Below are 22,740 nucleotides of genomic sequence, written 5' to 3'. Positions count from 1 at the left end.
ATGCCCCTATCTCTTTATAAAATCCAATTCCACGTAAAACCGAATGATATTTCATTTTTACTTTTTGCAATCCCAATTTTTTACTACTTTTGCATTCTTATTACCACATGGGGATGACTTGGATTCGACAGCAGGCGAAAGTGGTATGTAAGCATGCAGAGCACAGGAATTCCGGCTCTCAAATCCCGGGTTTCAACTTTTTAATTGGCGAAAATAATTACGCTCTTGCAGCTTAATCGAAGTATAGTAGATAAGCATTATTCAGTATAAGATACTGAAACAAGACATCTCGTAAGTGCTACTTTCCTGAGGCGGCTTACATCAGAGGTGCTGGAAAATCGGGAACCGGCAGTAACAAACTTCGGGTTATTGCTTAAATAAAGAAGATAAGGTAGCAGTCGGTGGCTTTGATCCAGCTGTTATTCGAAAATCAAGTCAGAGCTAAGCATGTAGAAAGCATATGGCTTCCTTGACTGGACCAGGGTTCGAAACCCTGCATCTCCACCTTCGTTCTACGAAGTCTTGGCGGCGGAGGATATAACTCCTCCGCCCAGTCTTGACCGGGCAGCGATGGATACCTTGCATTATTTATTGTAATACTCTTGTTAAACCCGCCATGTGGGTATATTTAAAAATTTGCACATCTACCGTAAGACACAGGATAATAAAATAAAGCGGTACGACATTGAAGTTTTGAAACAATTCGGAATCTGTCATTGAAAATTTGAAAAATCCCTTCATATCAGCAGGCATCAGCCGTCCGGATTATTATCCGGATAGAATATCTCACATTGCTGTGTTCCAGTAATGTTGAGGTTTTGATCATCTAATTGGCATTTAGATAAAGATTAATGACAGTTTTGGGACAATTACTTTTCAGTTGATGCACTCTCGGAATGATTATCAAACAACAACCTGGTTTTGGGCAAGCTATCCGGATAATTCTTTTGCAGGAATTCTATAAGTTTTTCACGTACGCTAACTCTTAGATCCCATGCCGTTGGCGAATCCACGGCGCTCATCAGCGCCCTGATTTCCACTGTTTTTTCCGTGGCATCCGTTACCTGGAGCACATTTACATTACCATCCCAGTTTTCATCAGATTTCAGTATTCGTGTAAGTTCTTCTCGCAACCTATCAAATGGCACTTGGTAGTCCGTATAAATAAACACTGTACCCAATATTTCGGAAGAAACACGCGTCCAGTTCTGGAAAGGTTTTTCGATAAAATAAGTGGTGGGCACAACCAAACGACGCTTGTCCCATATCCTCACAACCACATAAGTTAGGGTAATTTCTTCTATCCACCCCCATTCTCCTTCCACAATGACCACATCGTCTAATCGTATAGGCTGTGTAATGGCGATCTGAAAACCGGCCAGTACCGTTCCTATCATTTTTTGGGCAGCAAACCCGAGAATAATACCGGCAACCCCGGCCGACGCAAACAGGCTGACGCCTATTTTCCGGATACTCTCAAAAGTCATAAGCGCAATGGCCAGGGCAATTAATATAACGATGAAATTTAATATGCGCTCAATTACTTTAAACTGTGTGTAAACTTTTCGCGCTTTCAAGTTGTTTTTCTCCTCCACATCATACCTTCTCAACACCATATCTTTCCCCAGGCTTATTAATCGCACCACAAGCCATGCAACGCTGAAAATAACCATCAAATTTAAAGCATGTTTCACATACCCGGTTAATGTATTTTCAGAGGTAAAAGAAAAAACGATGATGTTTAACGCCACTGTGATAAGAAAAATAAAACTTGGGGTTTTGAATTTTTCGCGAACATGCTTGATGACAAAATAATCTTTTTTACTCAATCTTTTCAGGATTTTAAATAATGCTACATGCACAACCATGCTAATCAGTAATATAGAAGCGCTTATAATTACAATAGTGAGCCAGTTACCTTTGTCAAACTGGCTCAAAAACTCTTTTCCGAATTCCTTAAACATATTTCCGTCATTTATATGATTCCTGATTTAACCCGCAATATGCATTAGAAATTCTATTACACATTGAAATTACTTTAAAACAAGACACTTCGTTGCATCACTTCAACTCACCAGAACGATGCTCTCGAAAGTAATCGGGACAAGTGATGCCTCGTTTCAGTTATGCCTTGATTTATTGTACTTGCAATGCTCATGACGAACCTCCAATACATAATCCGGGTTTAACGCCTTATTTATTGAAAACCTCAGAACTCATCCAGAATTCTCTTCTACAAAAAAGGCAAAATGTGCCGGATAAAGTACGAATATTTTCCCGATAGGAAAATACCTTTCAGACAAAGCACTAACGTTTAACAAACTCTTCATATTGGAACATCATACTATTATTGAATATTTCTATTCTCCTCGAGCTGGAGGGCTCAAACTTTTTCTCGGTCAAAAAACAGGCAAAAGTATCCCGTATCAGGTCCGTTACAGGCTGCAACTGCTCTCACTTACCCTGCTAATTACAACACAACGCTAAAAGCAAAAAAACATGACAAAACGATGCGATCCTTTAAAATAAATGTTTTCGGAGGACATAGAAATCTGTCACTTTTTTTCATGTTCCGTACCCGGATTGAGGTTAATGCAGAACTAATAAATAGGTATGAAAACACTGCATAATACGTTATGTCTCTTATGTTACCCGAATCAGTTTTTGCAGTTAAAGATATTGCATCCAACTTTTTAGCCGGTAAGACCATGAGGTATAAAAAAAACATTAGATAGATCCAGTTATTCCTATGTGACTTTATTTCACTAAATTGGTAAAAATACCACACCTACTCATAAATAATATAGCATTGATAGGAAATAGATTAGTTGACGTGCTCTTCATTCTGCATATAGCATCAAAGAACACACTAAAATCACAAAACCAAAAGTATGATTGATTTGAAAGAAAAACATTGTTTACCCTGCAAGGAAGGATCCAAGCCATTTGACAAAGAACAGATTCTTCGTTACATAAAAAAGATAGCTCCCAACTGGCAGGTTATTGCGGATAAAAAGCTACAAAAGGAGTTTCGGTTCAAAAATTTCAGGAGTGGAATGGCTTTTGCGCAGAAAATAGCGGAAATAGCGGAAAACGAAAACCATCACCCGGATATTTGCATCCGTTATAAAGAAGTTATAGTGGAACTAAGCACACATAATATTGTTGGCTTGTCTGAGAATGATTTTATTTTAGCAGCTAAAATTGATGAAATATAATTCATGGATTCCTGTCATTGTTTTTCTAATTATTAAACCCAAACAGCGATCCGATTAATTGGATTTAAAACCAGTGATAAGATGAAGTTTAACATTGAGGAAGATTTTCTCGGAAAAATTGAAGTGCCGGCAGATAAATACTGGGGAGCCCAGACGCAACGCTCTTTACAAAACTTTAAGATAGGCAAACCTGCTTCCATGCCTTATGAAATTATTGAGGCATATGCTTATATTAAAAAAGGGGCCGCACTGGTCAATCACGAACTTGGGGATTTACCCGAAAACAAAAAAAAGCTCATTGTTGAAGTATGTGATGAAATCATTTCAGGACAACACGTGGAGCACTTCCCCTTGGTTGTTTGGCAAACAGGTTCCGGTACACATACCAATATGAATTGTAACGAGGTAATTGCAAACCGCGCCATTCATTTACAAAATGAAAGAAAATCCGATAAAATTTTAATTCATCCAAATGACGATGTAAACAAATCACAGTCAACAAATGACACTTTTTCATCTGCAATGCATATTGCGGCCCTTAAAAAAATTTCGAGCGATTTAATCCCCAGCCTTACACTTTTAAGGGATACTCTAAAAAGAAAATCTCTGGAGTTTTGGGATATCATAAAAACCGGTCGCACACACCTAATGGATGCAACGCCCATAAGGCTTGGACAGGAATTTTTGGCTTATGCAACCCAGTTAAACAAGGGGATAAAAATTTTGGAAGACACGTATCCCGAACTGGGGGAGTTGGCAATTGGAGGAACTGCTGTTGGCACAGGAATTAACTCTTCGCTGGAGTATAATAAAAAGATCGCGCGCTGCATTGCCGAATTAACAGGTTTGCCCTTTACGGAGGGCATCAACAAGCCTGCTTTAATGGCAGGTCACGAAGCCATTGTTCAGGCGCATGCCGGTCTAAAACAGTTGGCTACTAGCCTCACGAAAATAGCCAATGATATTAGAATGATGGCATCAGGCCCCAGGACAGGTCTTGGTGAGCTAACCATTCCGGCTAAAGAAACCGGCTCATCCATTATGCCGGGAAAGGTAAACCCAACCCAGATAGAGGCGCTTTTAATGGTTTGTGCCAGAATTATCGGAAACGATGTAACGATAACCATTGCTAATTCGAGCGGCCAATTTGAGTTGAATACCCTTAAACCTGTTATGATATACTGTTTGCTCGAATCCATAACCCTACTGAGTGATGCATGCAAATCCTTTAGCACACATTGTGTTTCCGGCATTGAAGCTAACCAACAACACATCGAAAGCAATGTGAATAAATCCTTGATGTTGGTTACCCAATTAACGCCACATATCGGTTATAAAAATGCCGAAAAAATTAGTTTAAAGGCATTTAAGGAGGGCATAACCTTGAAGGAAGCAGGTATATCACTTGGTTTAATTACGGAAAGTGAGTATGATGAATGGGTAGTGCCCGAAAAAATGATCGCGCCGCGCGAGTAAGCCGCAAATTTACCGACCAAATTAAACAAGCCAAAAATCTGTTGAATGATAATTGTTCCATATTTGTTGTTGCTAGAATTTGACACTTATGAATATAATAAAATACGCTATGACATTAGAAATTATTTTAATATCCATTGTTTTGGTTGCTACGACAGGAATTGGCCTGACGTTAAATATTATAATCCGGGATCTGTCATTTGGGATTTGAAAAATTCCTTCATATCAGCAAACATCAGCCTTCTCGATTGCTATGGGCATAGAAGATCTTACATTGCTGTGTTTAACGTAATGTTTAAATTTTGATCATCGAATTGGCATTTAGTTGATGTCTGATGACAATTTGGGATAATAAAAAACGTGCACCCTCCTGTTTGCACTGCTAAACCCGGGTCAATCGGACCCGGCATAAAACTTGCGGTTTTGGTGGCGACACAAGGGTGACAGATGTTAGAATGTTTAAATTAATTCCCTAGGGCATTCCGGGTGGCTTCGTAGCCGATTTTAAACAAATCGCGGCTTTCACTTACACTAAAGTAACCATACTTTCGAAGTTCCTGAGGTTCGATATACACGTCAAATGTGTCTTTTTTAATATTGACGGAAGAAGCAATGCTTATTTGAAAGGAACGGATGGCTATATTTCTTAATCCGTCCAGCTTGGGGTTTTCTTCCAAAGGGTTTACGTTTACACCAATTAACTTTTTACACTCTTTTACGATGGGTTCTGTAGGAAGGTTGTTTACTAATCCACCATCAACATAGATTCTCTTATTAATTTTCCGAGGCTTAAAAAGAACAGGAATACTCGAAGAGGCTAATACTATATCTACAATATTACCTTTTTTAAAGTATTCCGCTCCCCCCGTTTCCAGGTTAGTTAAAGTTACATACAGGGGCTTTTTTAGTTCATCAAAACTTTTTGCTCTCAAGTTATTTTTTAGGAGTTTTTTTAAGCCGCCAATGTCGAGAAGCCCGGAATTTTTAAAAAGTACACTGACCAAATCATAGAATTTTTTTTGCTCAAAAATATCCAATATTTCATCGGGTTCGTAGCCATCGGCATAAAACGCCCCCACTATGCTGCCGGCACTAACTCCTGAAATGACATCAGGTTTAACGCCCGCCTCATGCAAAGCTTTTATAACACCCAGATGGGCAAAGCCCCTAACAGCTCCGCCGCTAAACACGATACCCGTGTCATATTTCCTGAATATATTAGTAATGTTCATCGTGTTTGCAAGCTATTTGTATAGATTTATTCCATCAATGATCTTTTTCATGGAATACCAAAACCGTCAACAAGTTTTTTTGGCCCCATTGGCTAGTGCTTCCCGGATTTTACACTTTACTATACGGCTCCTATAATGTTGTTTATTGTTGCCACAAAAAAAACCTTCCATCGAAAGTAAGATTCTTCATTGAAAATGGCCTATAGAACCCTGATTATTTTCAACACCGAAAAATCAAAATGCTTAATGGCGCCATGGTCCGTATGAAAATGAAAATCAACGGGCAAATCAGGATTGTCGGCCGCAACGCTGTAGCCCACCATTTTTCCCTTGAAAGTAAAAATATCTTCATCGTCTATATCGCCAACGCCAATTTCCACTTCCTTATTCAAAATATTTTCTAAATCTTTTGCGGTATAATTAATGGGTTGTTCTGTCATGGTAATAGTATTTAAATTTTAAACCATACCAAATATAAGAAAATGATTGGTAAAACTCGGAGGCAACCAACAATGCCTATCAATAGGATGTAGCACTCCATTAAATCAGGCGAATTTTACACATACCAAATACCCTTCCTTTGTTTGTATTTACATAGTACTTATTTTACCATATAACAGAACCTAACAGGTGTTGTCGTGGGTGCGTTGTTTGAAACCTCCCAGGTGACTTGGATATCGCCTTATTTATATAATTGTTCCTTCCGCTTTAAAATTTACAGACCTAATATGTTGTAGGAACCCTTTAGGTTTGCACGGTACAAAACAATCAGTTTTAAATCTCAACATCAATTGAATTTTCTTTAAGTAATTTGATAAAATTATCGATGTTTTGAGTATCCATATTATAATTACTTTCAAGTTCAAAACTATCCAGAAGTTTGCACTTGGTCAACAATATAGCTATTCCAGCCACGATATACGACTCCCGTATTGCACACTGTCCATAATTTAAAACAGGTATGCCTTTATGCAAAAGTCTGTTTCCTTTAAAAAAACTTTGCTTAGGTATATACGGTGGTGCAAAAAGGGGTAATATGATCTCCCGTGGCATGAATGGTAACTATATGGATTTCAATATCCCCTGTGGTCCGTGTTTATTAATATTGGCTTTTTAATATTTGGAGCCTAAGATACGTTGTACATACCGGTTAAGTTTCCAATCGTACTTTGCAAAATAACATTTCTTTTAATTATTAAACAGAACACCTTCCAGTCTGTCTGTTACATCATTTGTCAACATAACATTAAAACGCAACAACTCTAGCAATGATGTAATTACGGCTTCCAGGTCACTCTTGTCTACAGGAACTTTGGCACATTTAACCAGTTCGAGTGTTTTACCCGGCTTATTGATAAAAATATCAGCAACAGGGAGCGGTAAAGCGCCTAATTTACAGGCTCCAATAGCCAAAGGACTAATCCCATCCTTTAGATTTCCAAGATTGATTCCTTTTGCCAAAAATTCATTTTTAAAAAAATAATTCAATAACACATGAAAGTTGTCGTTATATTGTAATTGCTTATAAAAATTACCAATGGATCCGCAAATGGATAGGGCCCGGTCAAATAAATCTGGGTATTTTTCTATTGTTAGTGCAGTAACCAAACCTCCTTCAGAAGGTCCTCCGATAAAAACAGAGTCAGGAGGGAAATATTCAGTCGTTGAAGCAAAAAACGCATCCATTCTTTCACGCAGGTTCCTGATATCTTCAATAGCATCCAACACAATTAAACCATTGTCACGATAACTCGTAGTTGCATATCCTCCCATGGATAAAACAATATCCTTGACTGATTTACCAGCAATAGAATAATCGCGGAGGGCAAGATCTTCCTAGGGTTACGAATCAACCATCCCATTTGCGTATACGATCAAACCTTTATCGGTAAGGGATTTCCAGTACCCGGTAATTCAGTTTCATACTCAGCTCCTTTAATCATACCGTTCATGGGAACGGTAACTTTTTTTGAATTTTAAGTAAACAGCAGTAAACTAGCTTACTTTCCTCTGCAACAGAAGAAAATATTTGATATACATCCCTAGCATCCATCAACTAAGTAGTTACGGTTAATGGTTGGTTTCTTACGTTCCTGCCAATTCAAAGGCAAAATCAAATGTTTCTATAGTATAATCATCAGCCAAACCATCTAAAACTTAAAGTCGCGGATATGCTACGGATGATGTGACATCAAAAATACGTCGCGCGTTAAACCTGCCAAACGCCAGAATTTCTGATCCTTCAGGTAACAGGCATCACTCCTTTGAAAACCTCAACTACTAAGGTATTTTCACCTGGTTTAAGGTAATGGGTGATGATAAATTCTGTGGGTGTTTCGGAGTCTCCAAAACAACCTACATGTTGTTCTTTCACCCAAATATATTCAACATTTTATTGAGATAAAACACTCTAAAAAAGGTTTTAGTGGAGTTGCAGATATGAATCAACTGCTTGATGCCATACCTAAAAATGACAATACTATGGTAATATATACTGCTTCATTAGTTGCAAAATATTAAGGATCCACAAGCAATGATTTTTTTATCCCATACAAAGCAATTACATTATACAGCAGATACGAACTTGACAAAACGACTCAAAATAAATGGAATCTTACATTAGCGATTTCATTCATCATACTTCTAATTATGGCTTCAAGTATCAGACCTAATTTTAGTTCCAGTTTAACATTATAATATAACCTCTCAACTTCAATAATAAAATGCTTATAATTTCTGCTCCTCTTTTAAGGCTCACCTTAAAAAATACTATTAAAGCTTGACGAAAGAAAATAAAGTGTTTATATGCGAATCAACTCATAGTTTAGGATAGGTTTGATTAAAGATAGAAAGCCACTGCATTAACATATACATTGGCTTTTTTTTTCAAAGTAATTATTGTAACCATTCCTGTTTCTCACCGTTCAAGTGAAAAAATACATATCTAACTCCAGACATGACGCGTTTTATAAAATCAATTTTAACGTTTTCTTTATTGATTGCTACGGGATTATTTTTGTTTTTCTTTTTGAACAAAAATTATTTGCCAGCCCCAAGGGTATGCAGCAATGTATCATTCAACGAAAAACTGCGTTTTGTTAAAAGTAAAGGAGGGCTAAAAGATTGTCATATAATGGCACTAGGTTCGTCCATGACCTTAAGCAATCTTTCGAGCCAATGCATAACGGAGTTGTTCCCCAACAAAAAATTTATCAACCTGGGCTGCATTGGATTGCTCATAAAAGAGGACTTAAGCCTGTTAAAGGCTATCCTGTCTGCATATCACCCTGAAAAAATAATTATGTGCGGATATCCGATCGATTTCCGAATGCATTCCAATCAAGAATTAATAAATACCCGTGAAGGAATAAAATACCTGGAGTGTAAGTCTATCTTCTGGCCTTACATACAACATCGGCAACTTAAATTTTATCTGTGGAAAACCATCTCCAATCGTTTACTCACTCCCAGAGCTCCAGAATACGTATCCTTAAAGTATGATGAATGCGGGGGAATACCATTAATTGATGGCGGCGGGGAGGCCAATCTGGGAAGATTTAGTAAAAATCCCTTCTTTGAGATAGATACCACGGCCTATGCGTATTTGGATGAGATATGCAAAAGCCTGGCCGATGAAGATATAGCTTTCACTTATATTCACACGCCTGTACGCAAGGGTTTAATGACCGACAGTTTAAAGCAATATCTGAAAGGGCATAGCCAAAAAACAGAAGCAATAATGTCTCGATATAACATGCAATACATCAACACCAATGATACATTGTGGGATGACTCTTTGTTTATTGATTACATCCACCTTAACCAACAGGGAGCCAAACTCGTTTCGGAATATGCTTTTGGATCGATTTTCAACTCTTAATCAATTATTTCGTTAATCTTACTGAAATTATATGGTGGTTTACATTTTTTTTAGTTATCATTCGTATCTTAATAGTAACTAGAAACTTAAATCTCAACCATGCTCAACAGCAAATATGTAGTTTTAATTTTAACAATTCTTGCCACCCTTACCGTTGTAATTGGATATTTAAATCGAAGTAGAATCAAACACTTTTTTTATTTGAAAGATTTTAAAGCATACTCGTATAATAGACCGAATAAAATCAGGCCGTTAAATTACAGGTTATTTGTTCCTGAAACTGACGAAGGGGATTTATATCCTTTAATCTTGATTCTTCATCAATACGGTAACAATGGTTCTGATAATAAAAAACAGGTTGATGGTCTGGTTTACGAATGGGCCTCGTCACAAAACCAAAAAAATTTTCCATGCTACATATTAGCTCCTCAATGCCCTATAGGATTGGAATGGGCCGACAAAGGCCCCATGTCCATGCCCTACCGGCATTACACCCAGGACAAACAAGAAGAAACCGAAGAGATGAAGATGATTGTTGAGGTGATACTAAACGCGATACACACTTATAACATTGATAAAAACAAAATATATGTTGTTGGCTTTTCGATGGGTGCGACCGGCTGCTGGGATATTTTGACACGTCATCCTGATTTATTTGCCGCATCCGTTATTGCTTCGGGTGTTTCAGACTTAACTAAGGCGGATCAATTAAAAGAGATCCCCATTTGGGTGTTCTCGGGCGAACACGATAACATAGCACCAGCCAAGCTAAACATAAATATGGTAGCAAACATTAATAAAAACGGAGGTAAAGCAAAGCTTACCCTTCTTAAAGGCGAAGGTCATAATATTGGTGCTATTGCATATCAATACCCGGATGTTAAAGAATGGTTATTTATGCAGTCGAAGTTAAATAAGAAGGTTCCCCCTGAATAGTGGCTATAAGAAAACGTCTATAAGTACGTTACGCTTGTTAGGAAAATACGACTAAATGGAAGAAGCACTAATTAAAGCCGTCTACATTTGGCCTATCTCCCTAAAACAAGGTTTATGGGGAAAATTGCTCGAAACACTTAAAACAAAATCCTTTATGGCCAATGTAAATATGTAAATATCACCCTTTAGTACAGAAAGGTTTTCAGCTAAGTTTATCTCGATAAATTTAGATTCACATGTCATATCTAAAGCAGGTAAATCTTCCAGTATACCGGTTCCAAGCATTTTTAAAAATGCCTCCTTTCGTGTCCAAATTTCGTAAAACCGAACTTGCCTTTGTTTTTCCGTTAGGTCTCCTACATTCATATATTCAACTTCGTTTGGATGGAAACTATTTTCGACCACTGTTACGATGTCCATTATATCTTCCCGTTTTTCTATATCAACACCAACCTTAATGTGGCTATTGTTAGTGTGAGCATATGAAAAATTATTTTTTGAATGTGAAAGGTTAAAATCAACATCTACATTTTTAACATATGGCTTTACCCCATCAAAAAATCTAATATCCAGGGATTCGGCAGACAAACCAAACCTATTGGACAATGCATTGCGAAGTAAACCATGGGATAAACAATACGTTAATCTATCTCTCTCATAAACAAAACCATTCATCCTATTCACCTCTTCTTTCGACAATAGTTTTTTGCAACAGTCCCTTTTGTTATAGCATTTATCTGAATTGCCATAATAAACAATCGTATTGCTCTGCTCATCTTTACTAACTAAAGAAATATCGTCATAACTTACATTAAAATGTCTTATACAGTATGTGTGTTTTTTTACTTTAATCATTTAGTTTAAATGTTAAAAGAGTAATTCGGGCAATTAAGTTTGAAATATGGACCAAAATCTAACAAGAGACAACATTCATCAAAAAATAATTTAAAATCACTTATAATAATGTAGATTTAGCATATTGTTATATTAATTATAATAACCTATTCTTATATATTACCATGTGCGGAATAACAGGTGTTTTTGGATTCGAACTAAATAGACAAAATAGAAAATCGGTCATAAAAAAAATGACCTCCACCTTACAACATAGGGGGCCGGACGGTTGGGGCTATTATGTTTCTCCTGACATTGCCCTTGGTCAAACCCGACTCTCCATTGTTGATTTAAAAACAGGCGATCAACCACTTACTTCCGGCGACCTTGTTATTGTGTATAATGGCGAAATATTCAATTATATTGAATTACGTGCCGAATTACAAAGCAAAGGTATTCATTTTATTACAACTAGTGATACTGAGGTGGTACTGAAAGCATTTGAAGTTTATGGCTTTGATTGCTTTGCAAAATTTAACGGGCAGTTTGCCGTATTAATTTGGAACAAGAAAAGCAAAGAGCTAGTTATCGCCAGAGATAGATACGGCATCAGACCTTTGTTTATCCTGGAAACAAACGGTAGTATTTATTTTTCCTCGGAAATGAAGGCTTTTGACCAAATTCCGGGATATAAAAGAAACTTTAATCCCAAGCACCTGTTTGAGCACAACCTGCTTTGGAACACTTTTGCTGACCACACCGTATATAATGATATTAGAACCATACCCGGTGGCCATTTTGCCGTTTATAAAGACACTAAGTTAATTACCGAAAAGTCCTATTATCAGCTGGGCCAAAATTTTAGGGAATATAGCGAAAACACTTTTCAGCAGGCTGTGGAAGAATTTACGGGGCTTCTAGACGACTCGGTGAAACTCCGGTTAAGAAGTGATGTACCTGTTGGGGCATATTTAAGTGGAGGAATAGATAGTTCTGTTATTGTAAATCAAGTAAAAAATTATACTTCCAAGAGATTCAAAACATTTTCTGTCACGTTTTCCGATCAGGAGTATGATGAATCTTCTTACCAGCAAGATATGGTAAAACAGATCAATTCCGACCATTGTGCTGTTAATATTACGTACGATGATGTTAACGAAACTTTCCCGGAAGCAGTTTACCACTTCGAACGTCCGGTTTTTAGAACCGCCCCTATCCCGTTGTTTCTGTTGTCTCAAAAAGTACAGGAAAGTGATATCAAGGTTGTTTTAACGGGTGAAGGAGCCGATGAAATATTATGGGGATATGATTCATTTAAAGAAGTGAAACTATTGGAATTCTGGTCCAAGGATCCTTCCTCTGCTTACAGACCATTACTTATTAAAAAACTATATCCTCACCTAAATCACTTTAAAGACGAGACTCAGTATGGTATGATGAGGATGTTTTACGAAGAGTTTCTTGGGGATTACAATAATAATTTAGGCTCTTTAAACATTAGGGTTCACAACAACAAAATACTGGAAAACTATTTTAACCGCGACAACAGGGTTAGGTTTGACAAACAACTATTGATCGATGAAATGCAGTCAACCTTTCCTGAAAACTTTAACCGCTGGTCGTTACTTCAAAAAAACCAGTACCTTGAAATGAAGACCCTTTTGGACGGTTACCTGCTTTCTTCACAGGGCGATCGTATGTCACTAGCTCACAGCATCGAAGGAAGATACCCTTTCCTAGATCACCGGGTGGTGGAGTATGCATTTGCGTTGAAAGAGAATTATAAATTAAAGGGATTCTCACAAAAACATTTGTTACGAAAGGCTTATGAAAACAACTTACCGCCATCAATTATAAACAGGCCTAAACGACCTTATATGTCGCCAGACTTAAAATCGTTTATGAATGGCAAAGGGCCAACGGAGAACACAAAGTTTTTTTTAAGCGATTCGTTGGTAAAAGATTACCAAATATTTAACCCCAAATGGGTGACACGGTTCCTTAAAAAATTTGAAAACGGGATCCCGGAACGATTGGGATATAGGGATAATATGATAATAACGTTTATGCTGTCCACTCAGATTTCGGAATATTGGACACGCAACCCTAGAACTTTGAATTTACCTGAAACGTTATTGAGTGTAGAAATAGATGATTATAAAAACTAAATATTATGAATGTAGAGATATTAACGAAGGAAGATATACAGGTTGCGTTACTTGACTTCCTGTGTCGTCAGTTTTACGTTGATCTGGAAGATATCGAACTTGACAAAAGTTTGGTAGACACTGGTATCATAGATTCAATGGGACTTATAGAAATTGCATCATACCTTAAAAAGACTTATGGTTTTACCGTTTCTAACGAACAAATGAATCGTGATAATTTTGGATCTGTGTTAAGGATTGTGGATTTTATTAAAAAAACAAAGTAAAACTGAAATGTTAGAAAACTTAAAACTGTTAAGACGATGTAATAAGTGTATTCTCTCAGAGAATTTTCCTCGTATAAAGTTCAACTCAAACGGGGTATGCAATTTTTGTAATAACGAGATGTTACATACAACTGAAGCGGAAGAAATAGAATCATCCAGAATAGAAATAGAAAAACTATTCAGCGAAAAGAAAAATATATCGGAATATGATGCGATAGTATGTTTCAGTGGAGGAAAGGACAGTACGTACACACTAAAGCTTGCTAAAGAAAAATATAACCTGAATGTTCTTTCATTTACGCTTGACAACGGTTTTATTTCACCAGCAGCTTTCAAAAATATTGAAAAAGTTGTTAGCAAACTTGGTATCGATCACATTACCTATCGTCCGTCATATAAGTTTATGAAAGGATTATACAGGGTTAGTTCCTTGGAAAATATATACAACCCTAAAACACTTACACGTATTTCGGCCAATTGCAATTCCTGTATTTCTATCGTAAATATAACAGCCCTTAGAATTGCTCTTGAGAAAAACATTCCGTTTATATTGGCAGGTTTTACTTTGGGACAGATCCCATCTAATACCATCTACTATCAAAACAATTATAAGTTTTTCGAGGAAAGCCGAAAACCAATATTGGATAAATTAAAATCGAGATTAGGCGATGATGTTTCCAGGTATATGGAAATCTCGAAAAACCTGGTTGAACAATCTCAAAATTACCCATTTAACATAAACCTTCTTTGTCTGGAAGATATAACAGAGAATGAGATTGTTGAGAAGATTCTACCTTTGGGTTGGAAAAAACCTGGTGACGTGGATGGATGTTCAACCAATTGCAGGATTAATGCGTTTAACAACTATGTACACACCTATAAATTCGGTTATAGCCCGTACGAACTGGAGTTAAGTCATTTAATCCGAAAAAACCTGCTTTCAAGAGAAGAAGCAATGGACAAACTTTTAGATCAGCCTCAGGACCAAATCAACTTTGCAAAAGCTGAGCTTAATATTGATGATAGTATGCTGCTTAAACCATAACCCGTTTTATACTAAAACTTATTTTACAATAGACAACCACCTCTGAATATGAGCAGTACCATAAAAAATGCAGCTATCAAATTAGCTATTAATACACAAGGCCTCATTGAGAGTAAAACGGGGCTAAAAATCACATATAACAAAGTGAAAGATGATACCCAATTGTATGTTGTGTATTATGGGGAAGACAGTGTTAAAAAGCGCCTGTTTTATAACATCTGTGCTGGAGGACATGGAGGGTTTGGCGGATATTTTTATCACCCGTGTTGGACCAATATAGATATTGAGGCTCCAATTCTGCTGGACGATTGGGCCAGATTCAACTTGGAAAAAGATATTAAGCATGACTTGTTGGATATGACTCCACTTCCGTTGGAAAGTGAAACAGCAGAAATCATCCAATCACAGTATACGATAGAACACATAACAGACAAGGCAGCTAAATATTTTTTTAAGGAAGCATATCGCACATTAAAACCGGGTGGTATTTTTAAAGTGGTAGCTCCAAACATTGAGTTAGATTACAGGGCCTATATGAATAACGACAAAAGTTATTTCGAATGGGTAGACACACAGAGTCAGGAAAAATACCGCCATGTTTACGGAAACGAAACACCACTTAACCAAGCTTCATTGGAGCAGATTGCGTTGGTTCATTTTGCTGCCAATGCGTCGATTATTCACGAAGGGGGTAACCCAGAACGAATTCAAGACGAAGAGTTTAAACACGTGATGCGTACCATGAAAATGGAAGACGCCTTTGATTATTGCACATCAAAATGTTCGATTGAGATTCAAAGGAAGTATCGTGCTAATCATATAAATTGGTGGAACCACGCAAAGCTAATTGAAATGTTAAAAGAAGCAGGGTTTACAAATCTTTATATTACGGCTCCAGGGCAAAGTACTGCACCGGTCCTTAGAAACCGAACCTATTTCGACAATATGTGGAATCATGTTGCATTGTTTGTAGAAGCTATTAAATAAGAATAACTGATTAGCAACCAGACAAGCAAGCATAGCCGTTTAACAATTATAATATTTAGAGGTATGAAACCGGTGTTTCCTGCAATACACTTAAAGAACCCTGGCAAAATACTAGGTCACTCAGGCGGATGGTATGCTCCTATCTAGATTTGGAGATTAAAAGATGCACTGGTTATCAGATTTTCGCTAAATTTTGAACGCATGAAAAAAGTTAAGATATCCAAATTCCAAAAGCAATTCTGGCTATTAAATAATTTGGCAACAACAAATCCTACTTATAACATACCTAGCGTATTTAAGCTAGATAAGAAGCCTGACGTTAAAATTCTTCAAGAAACAATCAATGTTTTAATTCATCGGCATGAATCGTTGCGTACCAGCTTTAAAATGGAAAATGATGAAGTATATCAGTATGTAGAACCGGCACAAAGTATTGATTACAGGCTTGAAGAAATAACATGTAATAAACCATTCTCACATAGTATCGATGAAGTACCATCTGAAATTTATGATGAGATACATAAACCTTTCAGCTTGGATTCTTCTCCATTACTAAGGATAAAACTTTTTAACTTTAACGATGCTTATTGCTTAACGATAGTATTTCACCATATTATAATCGACTTACATTCAAAAAATGTATTTGCAAACGAATTCTCCGCTATTTATAATGCCAAAATAAAAGGAGTTGATTTAGATTTTCCTGAATTAACGCTTCACTATTCTGATTATGCGAACTGGCATAATGAATGGGAACAAACTAATGAAGGATTAAAAAAGACAGCAACGTGGTTGGAGGAGATTCCGGATCCCAACACGCTTTTAAACCTGCCTCTTGATTTTGATCGCCCAAAACTCCCAAATTTTAATGGGGAAAGAATATATTTTTCTTTAGGTAACGCTTTGTCTTCAAAGGTTTTCGAAAATAGTATTAAGCAATCGTCAACCGTTTTTGTGGTTTTACTGACTGCCTATACCATACTTCTTCAGAAACTTAGTCAGCAAGATTCCATTGTGATCGGAGTCCCTCTTTCAAACCGCAAAAACGAAGAGTTTAAAGATATAATCGGTTGTTTTGTCAACATTGTGCCTATTGTTGTTGATTTTTCCGGCCATCCTACATACCATGAGCTCAGAACGCAGATCAGACAGAAACTTTTATTTGCCCACCGGAAACAGGAAATCTCCTTTCTTGAACTTTTAAATTCTACTAAAGGAAAAAGAAACCCCTCTTACACTCCATTTTTTCAGGCAGGATTTACTTTTGAACCTCCAATGCAATTGCAGCTTGAAGAAATTCTTGCGGAGAATGTAGTGGTAAAAAAACAAGGAGCCCAACTCGACGTATTTCTAACCATGTGGAAAACGGATAATCTTTACAATGGTTTCTTCGAATTTGCAACAGATCTGTTTCTACCTGATACCGGGGTACGATTTAAAGATTGTTATATTCAAACTGCAAATCAAATTGTTGAGGCCAACGTTGCTATATCGCAACTATCTATTTTACCCGAAAACGACAAAGAATATCTTAATACTTGGAATAACACAGATAATGAGGTGGATACCAATATATGTTTACATCAAAAGTTAGAGCAGCAGGTAAAAATTAATCCACATAACGTAGCTGTAACCGATGGCAACCATCGTTTAACCTATCAGGAATTTAACGCGCATGTAAATCGTTTATCCCATCATATTATAGTTAAAGGAATTAACATTGAGGATATTATTGCCGTTTGTTTAAACAGGTCGATGGAACTAATGGTGGCTATATACGCTATACATAAATCAGGTGGGGCTTATTTGCCTTTGGATCCTAATTACCCATGCGAACGTTTGAGTATGATAGTTGAAGATGCAAAGCCTAAATTTATTATTACCACCACTAAAGAAGGCAAAAACCTTGAATATGACACAAATTGTATATACATAGATAACATATTAACTTCTCCCCTATCTGCAAATGATAAAAATCCATCCGTAAGTGTTTCCTCTAATAATCTGGCTTACTTGATATATACGTCGGGTTCAACAGGCAGACCCAAAGGAGTAATGATTGAGCACAAAGCAGTTATTAATAAGCTTGAATGGATGCAACAACAGCATCCCATTAATAATACCGACACACTGCTACTTAAAACACCCTTTACTTTCGATGTGTCCGTATGGGAACTTTTTTGGTGGAACTTTAATGGTTCAAAGCTCTGTTTGCTTCCTGTGAACGGTGAAAAAGATCCTAAAACTATTGCTGATTACACTTATAAAGAAAAAGTTACAACAATAATATTTGTACCCTCCATGTTTGAACCTTTTGTGGAGTACGTTCAAACAAAACTAATCGTTTCTAAACTAAATACTTTAAAATACATTGTACAGATTGGGGAGGCACTCAGTCCTCAGTTAGTCAACAACTTTAATAAGCTTAGAAGCGCTGGTTTTTCGCCATTGCTAGTTAATACTTATGGGCCAACTGAGGCTACTGTAGCTGTTTCTTACTATAATTGTCCTGAAAAAAATCCAGTACATAAAATGTATATTGGAAAACCAATTTATAATACAAAATTGTTTACTATAGATAAAGATAGAAATATACAACCTATTGGTGTACCTGGGGAATTGGTGATTTCCGGTTCTAATTTATCAAGAGGTTATTTAAACCGTCCGGAATTAAATGAGGAAAAATTTATATCTATAAAGGACCTGGATGGAAAAAGCTTAAGAGCTTATAGGACCGGTGATCTTGTTAAATGGAATACGAATGGCGAGCTTGATTTTATTGGGAGGGTGGACAACCAGGTCAAAGTCAGAGGGTATCGGATTGAACTAGGTGACATTGAAGCAAAATTACTGGAACATAAGCACGTACGAACAGCTGCTGTTATCGTCAATACTAAAAGCAATAGTCAGCTTGTGGGATACGTAGTATTGGAAAATGGAGCCAATTTTTCTCAAGATGAGATTAAGAAATACTTATTTGTTAAGCTTCCTGATTATATGGTTCCTTCTCAAATTGTGTTATTAGAAAAAATGCCCCTCAACACAAGCGGTAAAATAGATCGCAAATCACTTCCCGAACCCGGACTTTATTTCGAAAATGACGTAATAGAGCCAAGTACTAATTTCGAAAAGAAATTAAGTGAAACCTGGTGTAAACTGTTAAATCTTAAATCCATTGGAATTAATAGTAATTTTTTTGATATTGGTGGCAATTCTTTAATGGCTATAAGAATGGTTAGTGAGATTAAAAATAAATTGATGGTAGATATTGAACCATTAACCTTGATGCAATATCCAAACATCAAGGAATTGGCCGCTTACTTATCTAGTTCGAATAAAAATGGTGAAGAATCTACTAAGAGTGAAATTAGAATGAATAAACGAGATTTTTCGAGATTTAAAAGAAAGAGACATAATTAAACCAAACTTAATATTTTTAGAGTATGAGGGATGCAGGGTGGATATGCGAAACGAAAAAGATACCATTATCAAAAATACAGGAACAATTCTGGTTGCTGGGAACCCTATCTCCCCACGATACGGCCTACAACATACCACTTATCTACTGTGTTCGCGGGAAATTAAAGGTTAGTTTTTTAAAAAAAGCGTTAAGTCATGTTTTGCAGAATCACGAAATCTTAAGAGCGAATATAGCTGTTAATAAAAACAAGCCTTATTTTTGTGTTAAGGATGAAGTAGATATTAATGATTTTTTCAAACCCCTCTGTATACACGAAAACTATACGACAGAATTATATGAGCAATATGTGATAAACGAAGTGCATAAATCCTTTTCTATGAGGGCTGATAAACTTCTGAGGGTAAAAGTATTTCAGTTCAAAGATATCACTTACCTTTCGTTTGTATTTCATCACATTATTATCGACTTACATTCAAAAAAAGTATTTGCGGAAGAACTCTCCGATTATTACAATAGTTTGGTTTATTCCGATAAATTAAAAGTTAATCATAAAAGCAAGCCTTATGCCGAATATACTTCCTGGCAAAACCAATGGTTGACCTCTGATGTTGCCGAAAAGATGAGAGAAAGCTGGAAGAAAGAATTTAACGAGAAAATCCATCCGGTTAAGTTACCTTTTCAAAAACCGAAAAAAGCATTAAATAATGAGTCGTGCGGTAGAAAGTTGTTCCAAATACCTTCTGGGTTATCAAAAAGGATAAAAAAATTTTCAAACGAACATAATATCAGTCCTTTCGTATTTTTATTATCGGCGTATGCCATATTTCTTTCACGAATCAGTAATCAAGATAAACTGATAGTCGGAGTGCCGTTTACAAACAGGCGAAAACAAGATTTTGCCGATACAATTGGATGTTTCGTAAATACCTTGCCTGTTACTATTAATCTGGGAAATAACATTTCCATCCTCGAATTAATAAATCAAGTAAGAGTTTCATTATTAAAACAGCACAGAAAACAGGAAATCCCGTTTATTGAATTGAACGCTGCATTTAATCAAAAAACTCACCTGCCTTTTTTTAACGTTGGTTTTACCTTTGAACCCCCTGTTCATCTCAATTTGAAAGGTGCTGATTTGGAATGCATGTCCGTCGAGAGACAGGGAGCGCAGCTTGATTTGTTTCTTACCATGTGGGATTCCGGTAATGCTTATTCCGGTTATTTGGAGTTAGATGCTAATACGTTCGATTCAGCGTCTATAAATAGGTTAATCAACACCTACAATAAAGTGATTGAATCTATTTTAGCAACCCCGACTAACCCGATTCAGATAATTAATATACTAAGTAATTCTGAAGTTAATTTTATAGCTGATTTCAATAAAACAAAATGCCCCTACAGAAACGACACTTGTCTGCACCGCGTCTTTGAGAGTCAGGTAGACAAGTCTCCTGATGCACCAGCTTTAATCTATAAAGATACAATCCTTTCGTATCAGCAAACAGAAAAGCATGTAAACCGATTGGCTAATTACATGATCAACAAGGGCGTTCAATGTGGAGATGCTGTTGGTATCTGCTGCGAACGAAACCTGGAGATGATGATAGGTATACTGGCCATATTAAAAACAGGGGCACACTATTTGCCGCTTCAGGTTGATTTACCTCCGGTAAGAATGGATGAAATAATTACGGACGCGAATCCTGTATTAATTTTGGCCGGTAAAACCGTAGCAAATAACATGATCAACAAAGGTATTTTGGTATTTTTGGAAGATATTCTGGACAAACCTCTGAGCAAGAATAGTTCAAGACCTTTGGTTGAAATAAAACCAACAGATTTAGCCTACGTACTTTTTACCTCAGGCTCAACAGGGAAGCCTAAAGGTACATTAATAGAACACCATTCTGTTATGAACAGAATTGGCTGGATGCAAAAGAATTACCCTCTAACACCATCAGATACGCTCTTTCAAAAAACACCTATAACATTTGACGTATCAGTCTGGGAGCTATTTTGGTGGTTTTTTAACGGATCAAAATTGGTGCTTTTAAATCATAATGGAGAAAAGGACGTAAATGAGATTACAAAAAGTATCAACAAACATAAAATTTCTCAAATACATTTTGTACCCTCCATGTTTTCTCCGTTTCTAAATCACATCAAACAGCAAAAACTAACCACAGCGCTAAAAAGCCTTAGAAATATATTTTTAAGTGGTGAAGCTTTGCCTTCTAAAATTGTATCAGATTTCAACCAGTTAAGAAAAGAAACTGATTTACCCGCTATGGTAAATCTATACGGCCCAACCGAGGCAACTGTAGATGTTTCCTACTATAATTGTTCCAATACTTTATCCGAGAACGACAAAATATACATTGGCAAACCTATAGACAACACTGAACTCTATGTTGTTAATTCTAAATTACAGGTTCAACCGGTCGGAGTAAAAGGTGAACTTATAATCTGTGGTGTAAACCTTTCAAGAGGGTATTTAAACAATTCCGAGTTGACCGCCAAATCATTTGTTAACTTCACCAAACCCAACGGAGAAATTGTAAGAGCCTACAAGACTGGCGACCATGCTATGTTAAGTACTTCAAATGAGATTGAATACTTGGGCAGACTGGATAAACAGGTTAAAATTCGTGGTATGCGGATTGAACTAGGTGAAATTGAAGCAAAATTGATGTTGCACCACAAAATCCAGAACGCAGCAGTTCTTGACGCCTTTGACGATTTGCACAAAACACTGATTGCCTATATTTGTCCTAAGTCAGGAGAAAGTATATCTAAGCGGGAAATGATAGCCTTTATCCAGGATAAATTGCCCGTGCATATGATACCGTCGCAGTTTATTTTCATGAATAAATTTCCTCTTACAACTAGTGGAAAAGTTAACATAAAAGCGTTGCCCGAACCTATAAAAACAAAAAAGGCTGATATACTTACTAATCCCTCCTCTGCTTTAGAAGAAGAATTATTGAAACTATGGCAAGAAGTTTTACAAGATTATTTAATAGGTGTTACCGACAATTTTTTTGAAATTGGTGGCAATTCGTTATTAGCGATACAACTAACCACAAAAATAAATGCACATTTTAATACATCCGTCACCGTAGTATCTGTCTTTGAACATACAAACATTCGTGCATTTAGTAAATTTTTAAACTCAATAAAAAAAGATATTATAGAAGAGACTGCTGCAAATATATCTCTGGCAAAGCAAAAGAGAAGAAATATTGTGCGAAAAAAAAGAAGTAGACTCGACGACTAA

At 36.6% G+C, this 22,740-nt stretch carries 17 protein-coding genes and 1 other RNA gene; 11 read left to right on the top strand and 7 right to left on the bottom strand.

Annotated features, from left to right (window positions below; translation table 11 throughout):
• Window positions 1-109: 109 nt before the first annotated feature.
• Window positions 110-507, top strand: a transfer-messenger RNA (tmRNA) gene (ssrA, locus tag ACT29I_RS19115).
• 362 nt (window positions 508-869) lie between these two features.
• On the opposite strand, the gene ACT29I_RS19110 is transcribed toward ssrA, so the two are convergent.
• Window positions 870-1,964 carry a mechanosensitive ion channel family protein gene (locus tag ACT29I_RS19110; RefSeq protein WP_430931428.1) on the bottom strand — a complete coding sequence of 365 codons (1,095 nt, stop codon included), beginning with the start codon at window positions 1,962-1,964 and terminating at the stop codon, window positions 870-872.
• Window positions 1,965-2,891: 927 nt separating this feature from the next.
• On the opposite strand from ACT29I_RS19110, the gene ACT29I_RS19105 reads away from it, so the two are divergent.
• Together ACT29I_RS19105 and fumC are read left to right on the top strand one after the other, a co-directional pair.
• Window positions 2,892-3,218: a 4a-hydroxytetrahydrobiopterin dehydratase gene (locus ACT29I_RS19105; RefSeq protein ID WP_430931427.1), complete on the top strand. Its 327-nt coding sequence runs from the start codon at window positions 2,892-2,894 to the stop codon at window positions 3,216-3,218.
• A gap of 81 nt (window positions 3,219-3,299) precedes the next feature.
• Window positions 3,300-4,694 carry a class II fumarate hydratase gene (gene fumC / locus ACT29I_RS19100; RefSeq protein WP_430931426.1) on the top strand — a complete coding sequence of 465 codons (1,395 nt, stop codon included), beginning with the start codon at window positions 3,300-3,302 and terminating at the stop codon, window positions 4,692-4,694.
• Window positions 4,695-5,158: 464 nt separating this feature from the next.
• On the opposite strand, the gene ACT29I_RS19095 is transcribed toward fumC, so the two are convergent.
• The 5 genes from ACT29I_RS19095 to ACT29I_RS19075 form a co-directional block, all read right to left on the bottom strand.
• On the bottom strand, window positions 5,159-5,926 hold the full coding sequence (locus ACT29I_RS19095) for a patatin-like phospholipase family protein (RefSeq protein ID WP_430931425.1): 768 nt from the start codon (window positions 5,924-5,926) through the stop codon (window positions 5,159-5,161).
• A gap of 200 nt (window positions 5,927-6,126) precedes the next feature.
• Window positions 6,127-6,366: a hypothetical protein gene (locus tag ACT29I_RS19090; protein ID WP_430931424.1), complete on the bottom strand. Its 240-nt coding sequence runs from the start codon at window positions 6,364-6,366 to the stop codon at window positions 6,127-6,129.
• Window positions 6,367-6,700: 334 nt separating this feature from the next.
• Complete coding sequence (locus tag ACT29I_RS19085; RefSeq protein WP_444794163.1) at window positions 6,701-6,979, bottom strand: hypothetical protein; 279 nt, start codon at window positions 6,977-6,979, stop codon at window positions 6,701-6,703.
• A gap of 135 nt (window positions 6,980-7,114) precedes the next feature.
• Window positions 7,115-7,699: a hypothetical protein gene (locus ACT29I_RS19080; RefSeq protein WP_444794162.1), complete on the bottom strand. Its 585-nt coding sequence runs from the start codon at window positions 7,697-7,699 to the stop codon at window positions 7,115-7,117.
• Between the two features lie 469 nt (window positions 7,700-8,168).
• On the bottom strand, window positions 8,169-8,300 hold the full coding sequence (locus ACT29I_RS19075) for a hypothetical protein (protein ID WP_444794161.1): 132 nt from the start codon (window positions 8,298-8,300) through the stop codon (window positions 8,169-8,171).
• 759 nt (window positions 8,301-9,059) lie between these two features.
• Between ACT29I_RS19075 and ACT29I_RS19070 the strand changes: the two genes are divergently transcribed.
• Window positions 9,060-9,806 carry a hypothetical protein gene (locus tag ACT29I_RS19070; protein ID WP_444794160.1) on the top strand — a complete coding sequence of 249 codons (747 nt, stop codon included), beginning with the start codon at window positions 9,060-9,062 and terminating at the stop codon, window positions 9,804-9,806.
• A 99-nt stretch (window positions 9,807-9,905) separates the two neighbouring features.
• Entirely contained in the window at window positions 9,906-10,742 is an 837-nt protein-coding gene (locus ACT29I_RS19065; protein ID WP_444794159.1) for a prolyl oligopeptidase family serine peptidase, read from the top strand.
• An 81-nt stretch (window positions 10,743-10,823) separates the two neighbouring features.
• Here the strand turns inward: ACT29I_RS19065 and ACT29I_RS19060 are convergent, their stop codons facing one another.
• Window positions 10,824-11,597, bottom strand: a complete 774-nt coding sequence (locus ACT29I_RS19060) for a 4'-phosphopantetheinyl transferase family protein (protein ID WP_444794158.1) — start codon at window positions 11,595-11,597, stop codon at window positions 10,824-10,826.
• Between the two features lie 164 nt (window positions 11,598-11,761).
• On the opposite strand from ACT29I_RS19060, the gene asnB reads away from it, so the two are divergent.
• From asnB to ACT29I_RS19030, 6 genes are all read left to right on the top strand, one after another.
• Window positions 11,762-13,744 carry an asparagine synthase (glutamine-hydrolyzing) gene (asnB, locus tag ACT29I_RS19055; protein WP_444794157.1) on the top strand — a complete coding sequence of 661 codons (1,983 nt, stop codon included), beginning with the start codon at window positions 11,762-11,764 and terminating at the stop codon, window positions 13,742-13,744.
• Window positions 13,745-13,749: 5 nt separating this feature from the next.
• A complete protein-coding gene (locus tag ACT29I_RS19050) occupies window positions 13,750-14,010 on the top strand; it encodes an acyl carrier protein (protein WP_444794156.1) in 261 nt (86 codons plus the stop codon).
• 118 nt (window positions 14,011-14,128) lie between these two features.
• Window positions 14,129-15,055: a phosphoadenosine phosphosulfate reductase domain-containing protein gene (locus tag ACT29I_RS19045; protein WP_444794155.1), complete on the top strand. Its 927-nt coding sequence runs from the start codon at window positions 14,129-14,131 to the stop codon at window positions 15,053-15,055.
• A 48-nt stretch (window positions 15,056-15,103) separates the two neighbouring features.
• Entirely contained in the window at window positions 15,104-16,042 is a 939-nt protein-coding gene (locus ACT29I_RS19040) for a methyltransferase domain-containing protein (protein ID WP_444794154.1), read from the top strand.
• A gap of 201 nt (window positions 16,043-16,243) precedes the next feature.
• The gene (locus ACT29I_RS19035) at window positions 16,244-19,462 is read left to right on the top strand and encodes a non-ribosomal peptide synthetase (protein WP_444794153.1); all 3,219 of its coding nucleotides are present in this window, start codon (window positions 16,244-16,246) and stop codon (window positions 19,460-19,462) included.
• Between the two features lie 23 nt (window positions 19,463-19,485).
• A complete protein-coding gene (locus tag ACT29I_RS19030; protein WP_444794152.1) occupies window positions 19,486-22,740 on the top strand; it encodes a non-ribosomal peptide synthetase in 3,255 nt (1,084 codons plus the stop codon).

The organism is Saccharicrinis sp. GN24d3, assembly GCF_052400645.1.
In the GTDB taxonomy this organism is placed as follows: Bacteria; Bacteroidota; Bacteroidia; order Bacteroidales; family Marinilabiliaceae; genus Saccharicrinis.
This window is presented reverse-complemented; position numbering and strand designations above follow the sequence as displayed.

Bases quoted from the DNA above. Each gene is read 5' to 3' on its own strand.
- ACT29I_RS19110 (WP_430931428.1), bottom strand. From the start codon at position 1,964: ATGTTTAAGGAATTCGGAAAAGAGTTTTTGAGCCAGTTTGACAAAGGT.
- ACT29I_RS19105 (WP_430931427.1), top strand. From the start codon at position 2,892: ATGATTGATTTGAAAGAAAAACATTGTTTACCCTGCAAGGAAGGATCC.
- fumC (WP_430931426.1), top strand. From the start codon at position 3,300: ATGAAGTTTAACATTGAGGAAGATTTTCTCGGAAAAATTGAAGTGCCG.
- ACT29I_RS19095 (WP_430931425.1), bottom strand. From the start codon at position 5,926: ATGAACATTACTAATATATTCAGGAAATATGACACGGGTATCGTGTTT.
- ACT29I_RS19090 (WP_430931424.1), bottom strand. From the start codon at position 6,366: ATGACAGAACAACCCATTAATTATACCGCAAAAGATTTAGAAAATATT.
- ACT29I_RS19085 (WP_444794163.1), bottom strand. From the start codon at position 6,979: ATGCCACGGGAGATCATATTACCCCTTTTTGCACCACCGTATATACCT.
- ACT29I_RS19080 (WP_444794162.1), bottom strand. From the start codon at position 7,699: ATGGGAGGATATGCAACTACGAGTTATCGTGACAATGGTTTAATTGTG.
- ACT29I_RS19070 (WP_444794160.1), top strand. From the start codon at position 9,060: ATGGCACTAGGTTCGTCCATGACCTTAAGCAATCTTTCGAGCCAATGC.
- ACT29I_RS19065 (WP_444794159.1), top strand. From the start codon at position 9,906: ATGCTCAACAGCAAATATGTAGTTTTAATTTTAACAATTCTTGCCACC.
- ACT29I_RS19060 (WP_444794158.1), bottom strand. From the start codon at position 11,597: ATGATTAAAGTAAAAAAACACACATACTGTATAAGACATTTTAATGTA.
- asnB (WP_444794157.1), top strand. From the start codon at position 11,762: ATGTGCGGAATAACAGGTGTTTTTGGATTCGAACTAAATAGACAAAAT.
- ACT29I_RS19050 (WP_444794156.1), top strand. From the start codon at position 13,750: ATGAATGTAGAGATATTAACGAAGGAAGATATACAGGTTGCGTTACTT.
- ACT29I_RS19045 (WP_444794155.1), top strand. From the start codon at position 14,129: ATGTTACATACAACTGAAGCGGAAGAAATAGAATCATCCAGAATAGAA.
- ACT29I_RS19040 (WP_444794154.1), top strand. From the start codon at position 15,104: ATGAGCAGTACCATAAAAAATGCAGCTATCAAATTAGCTATTAATACA.
- ACT29I_RS19035 (WP_444794153.1), top strand. From the start codon at position 16,244: ATGAAAAAAGTTAAGATATCCAAATTCCAAAAGCAATTCTGGCTATTA.
- ACT29I_RS19030 (WP_444794152.1), top strand. From the start codon at position 19,486: ATGAGGGATGCAGGGTGGATATGCGAAACGAAAAAGATACCATTATCA.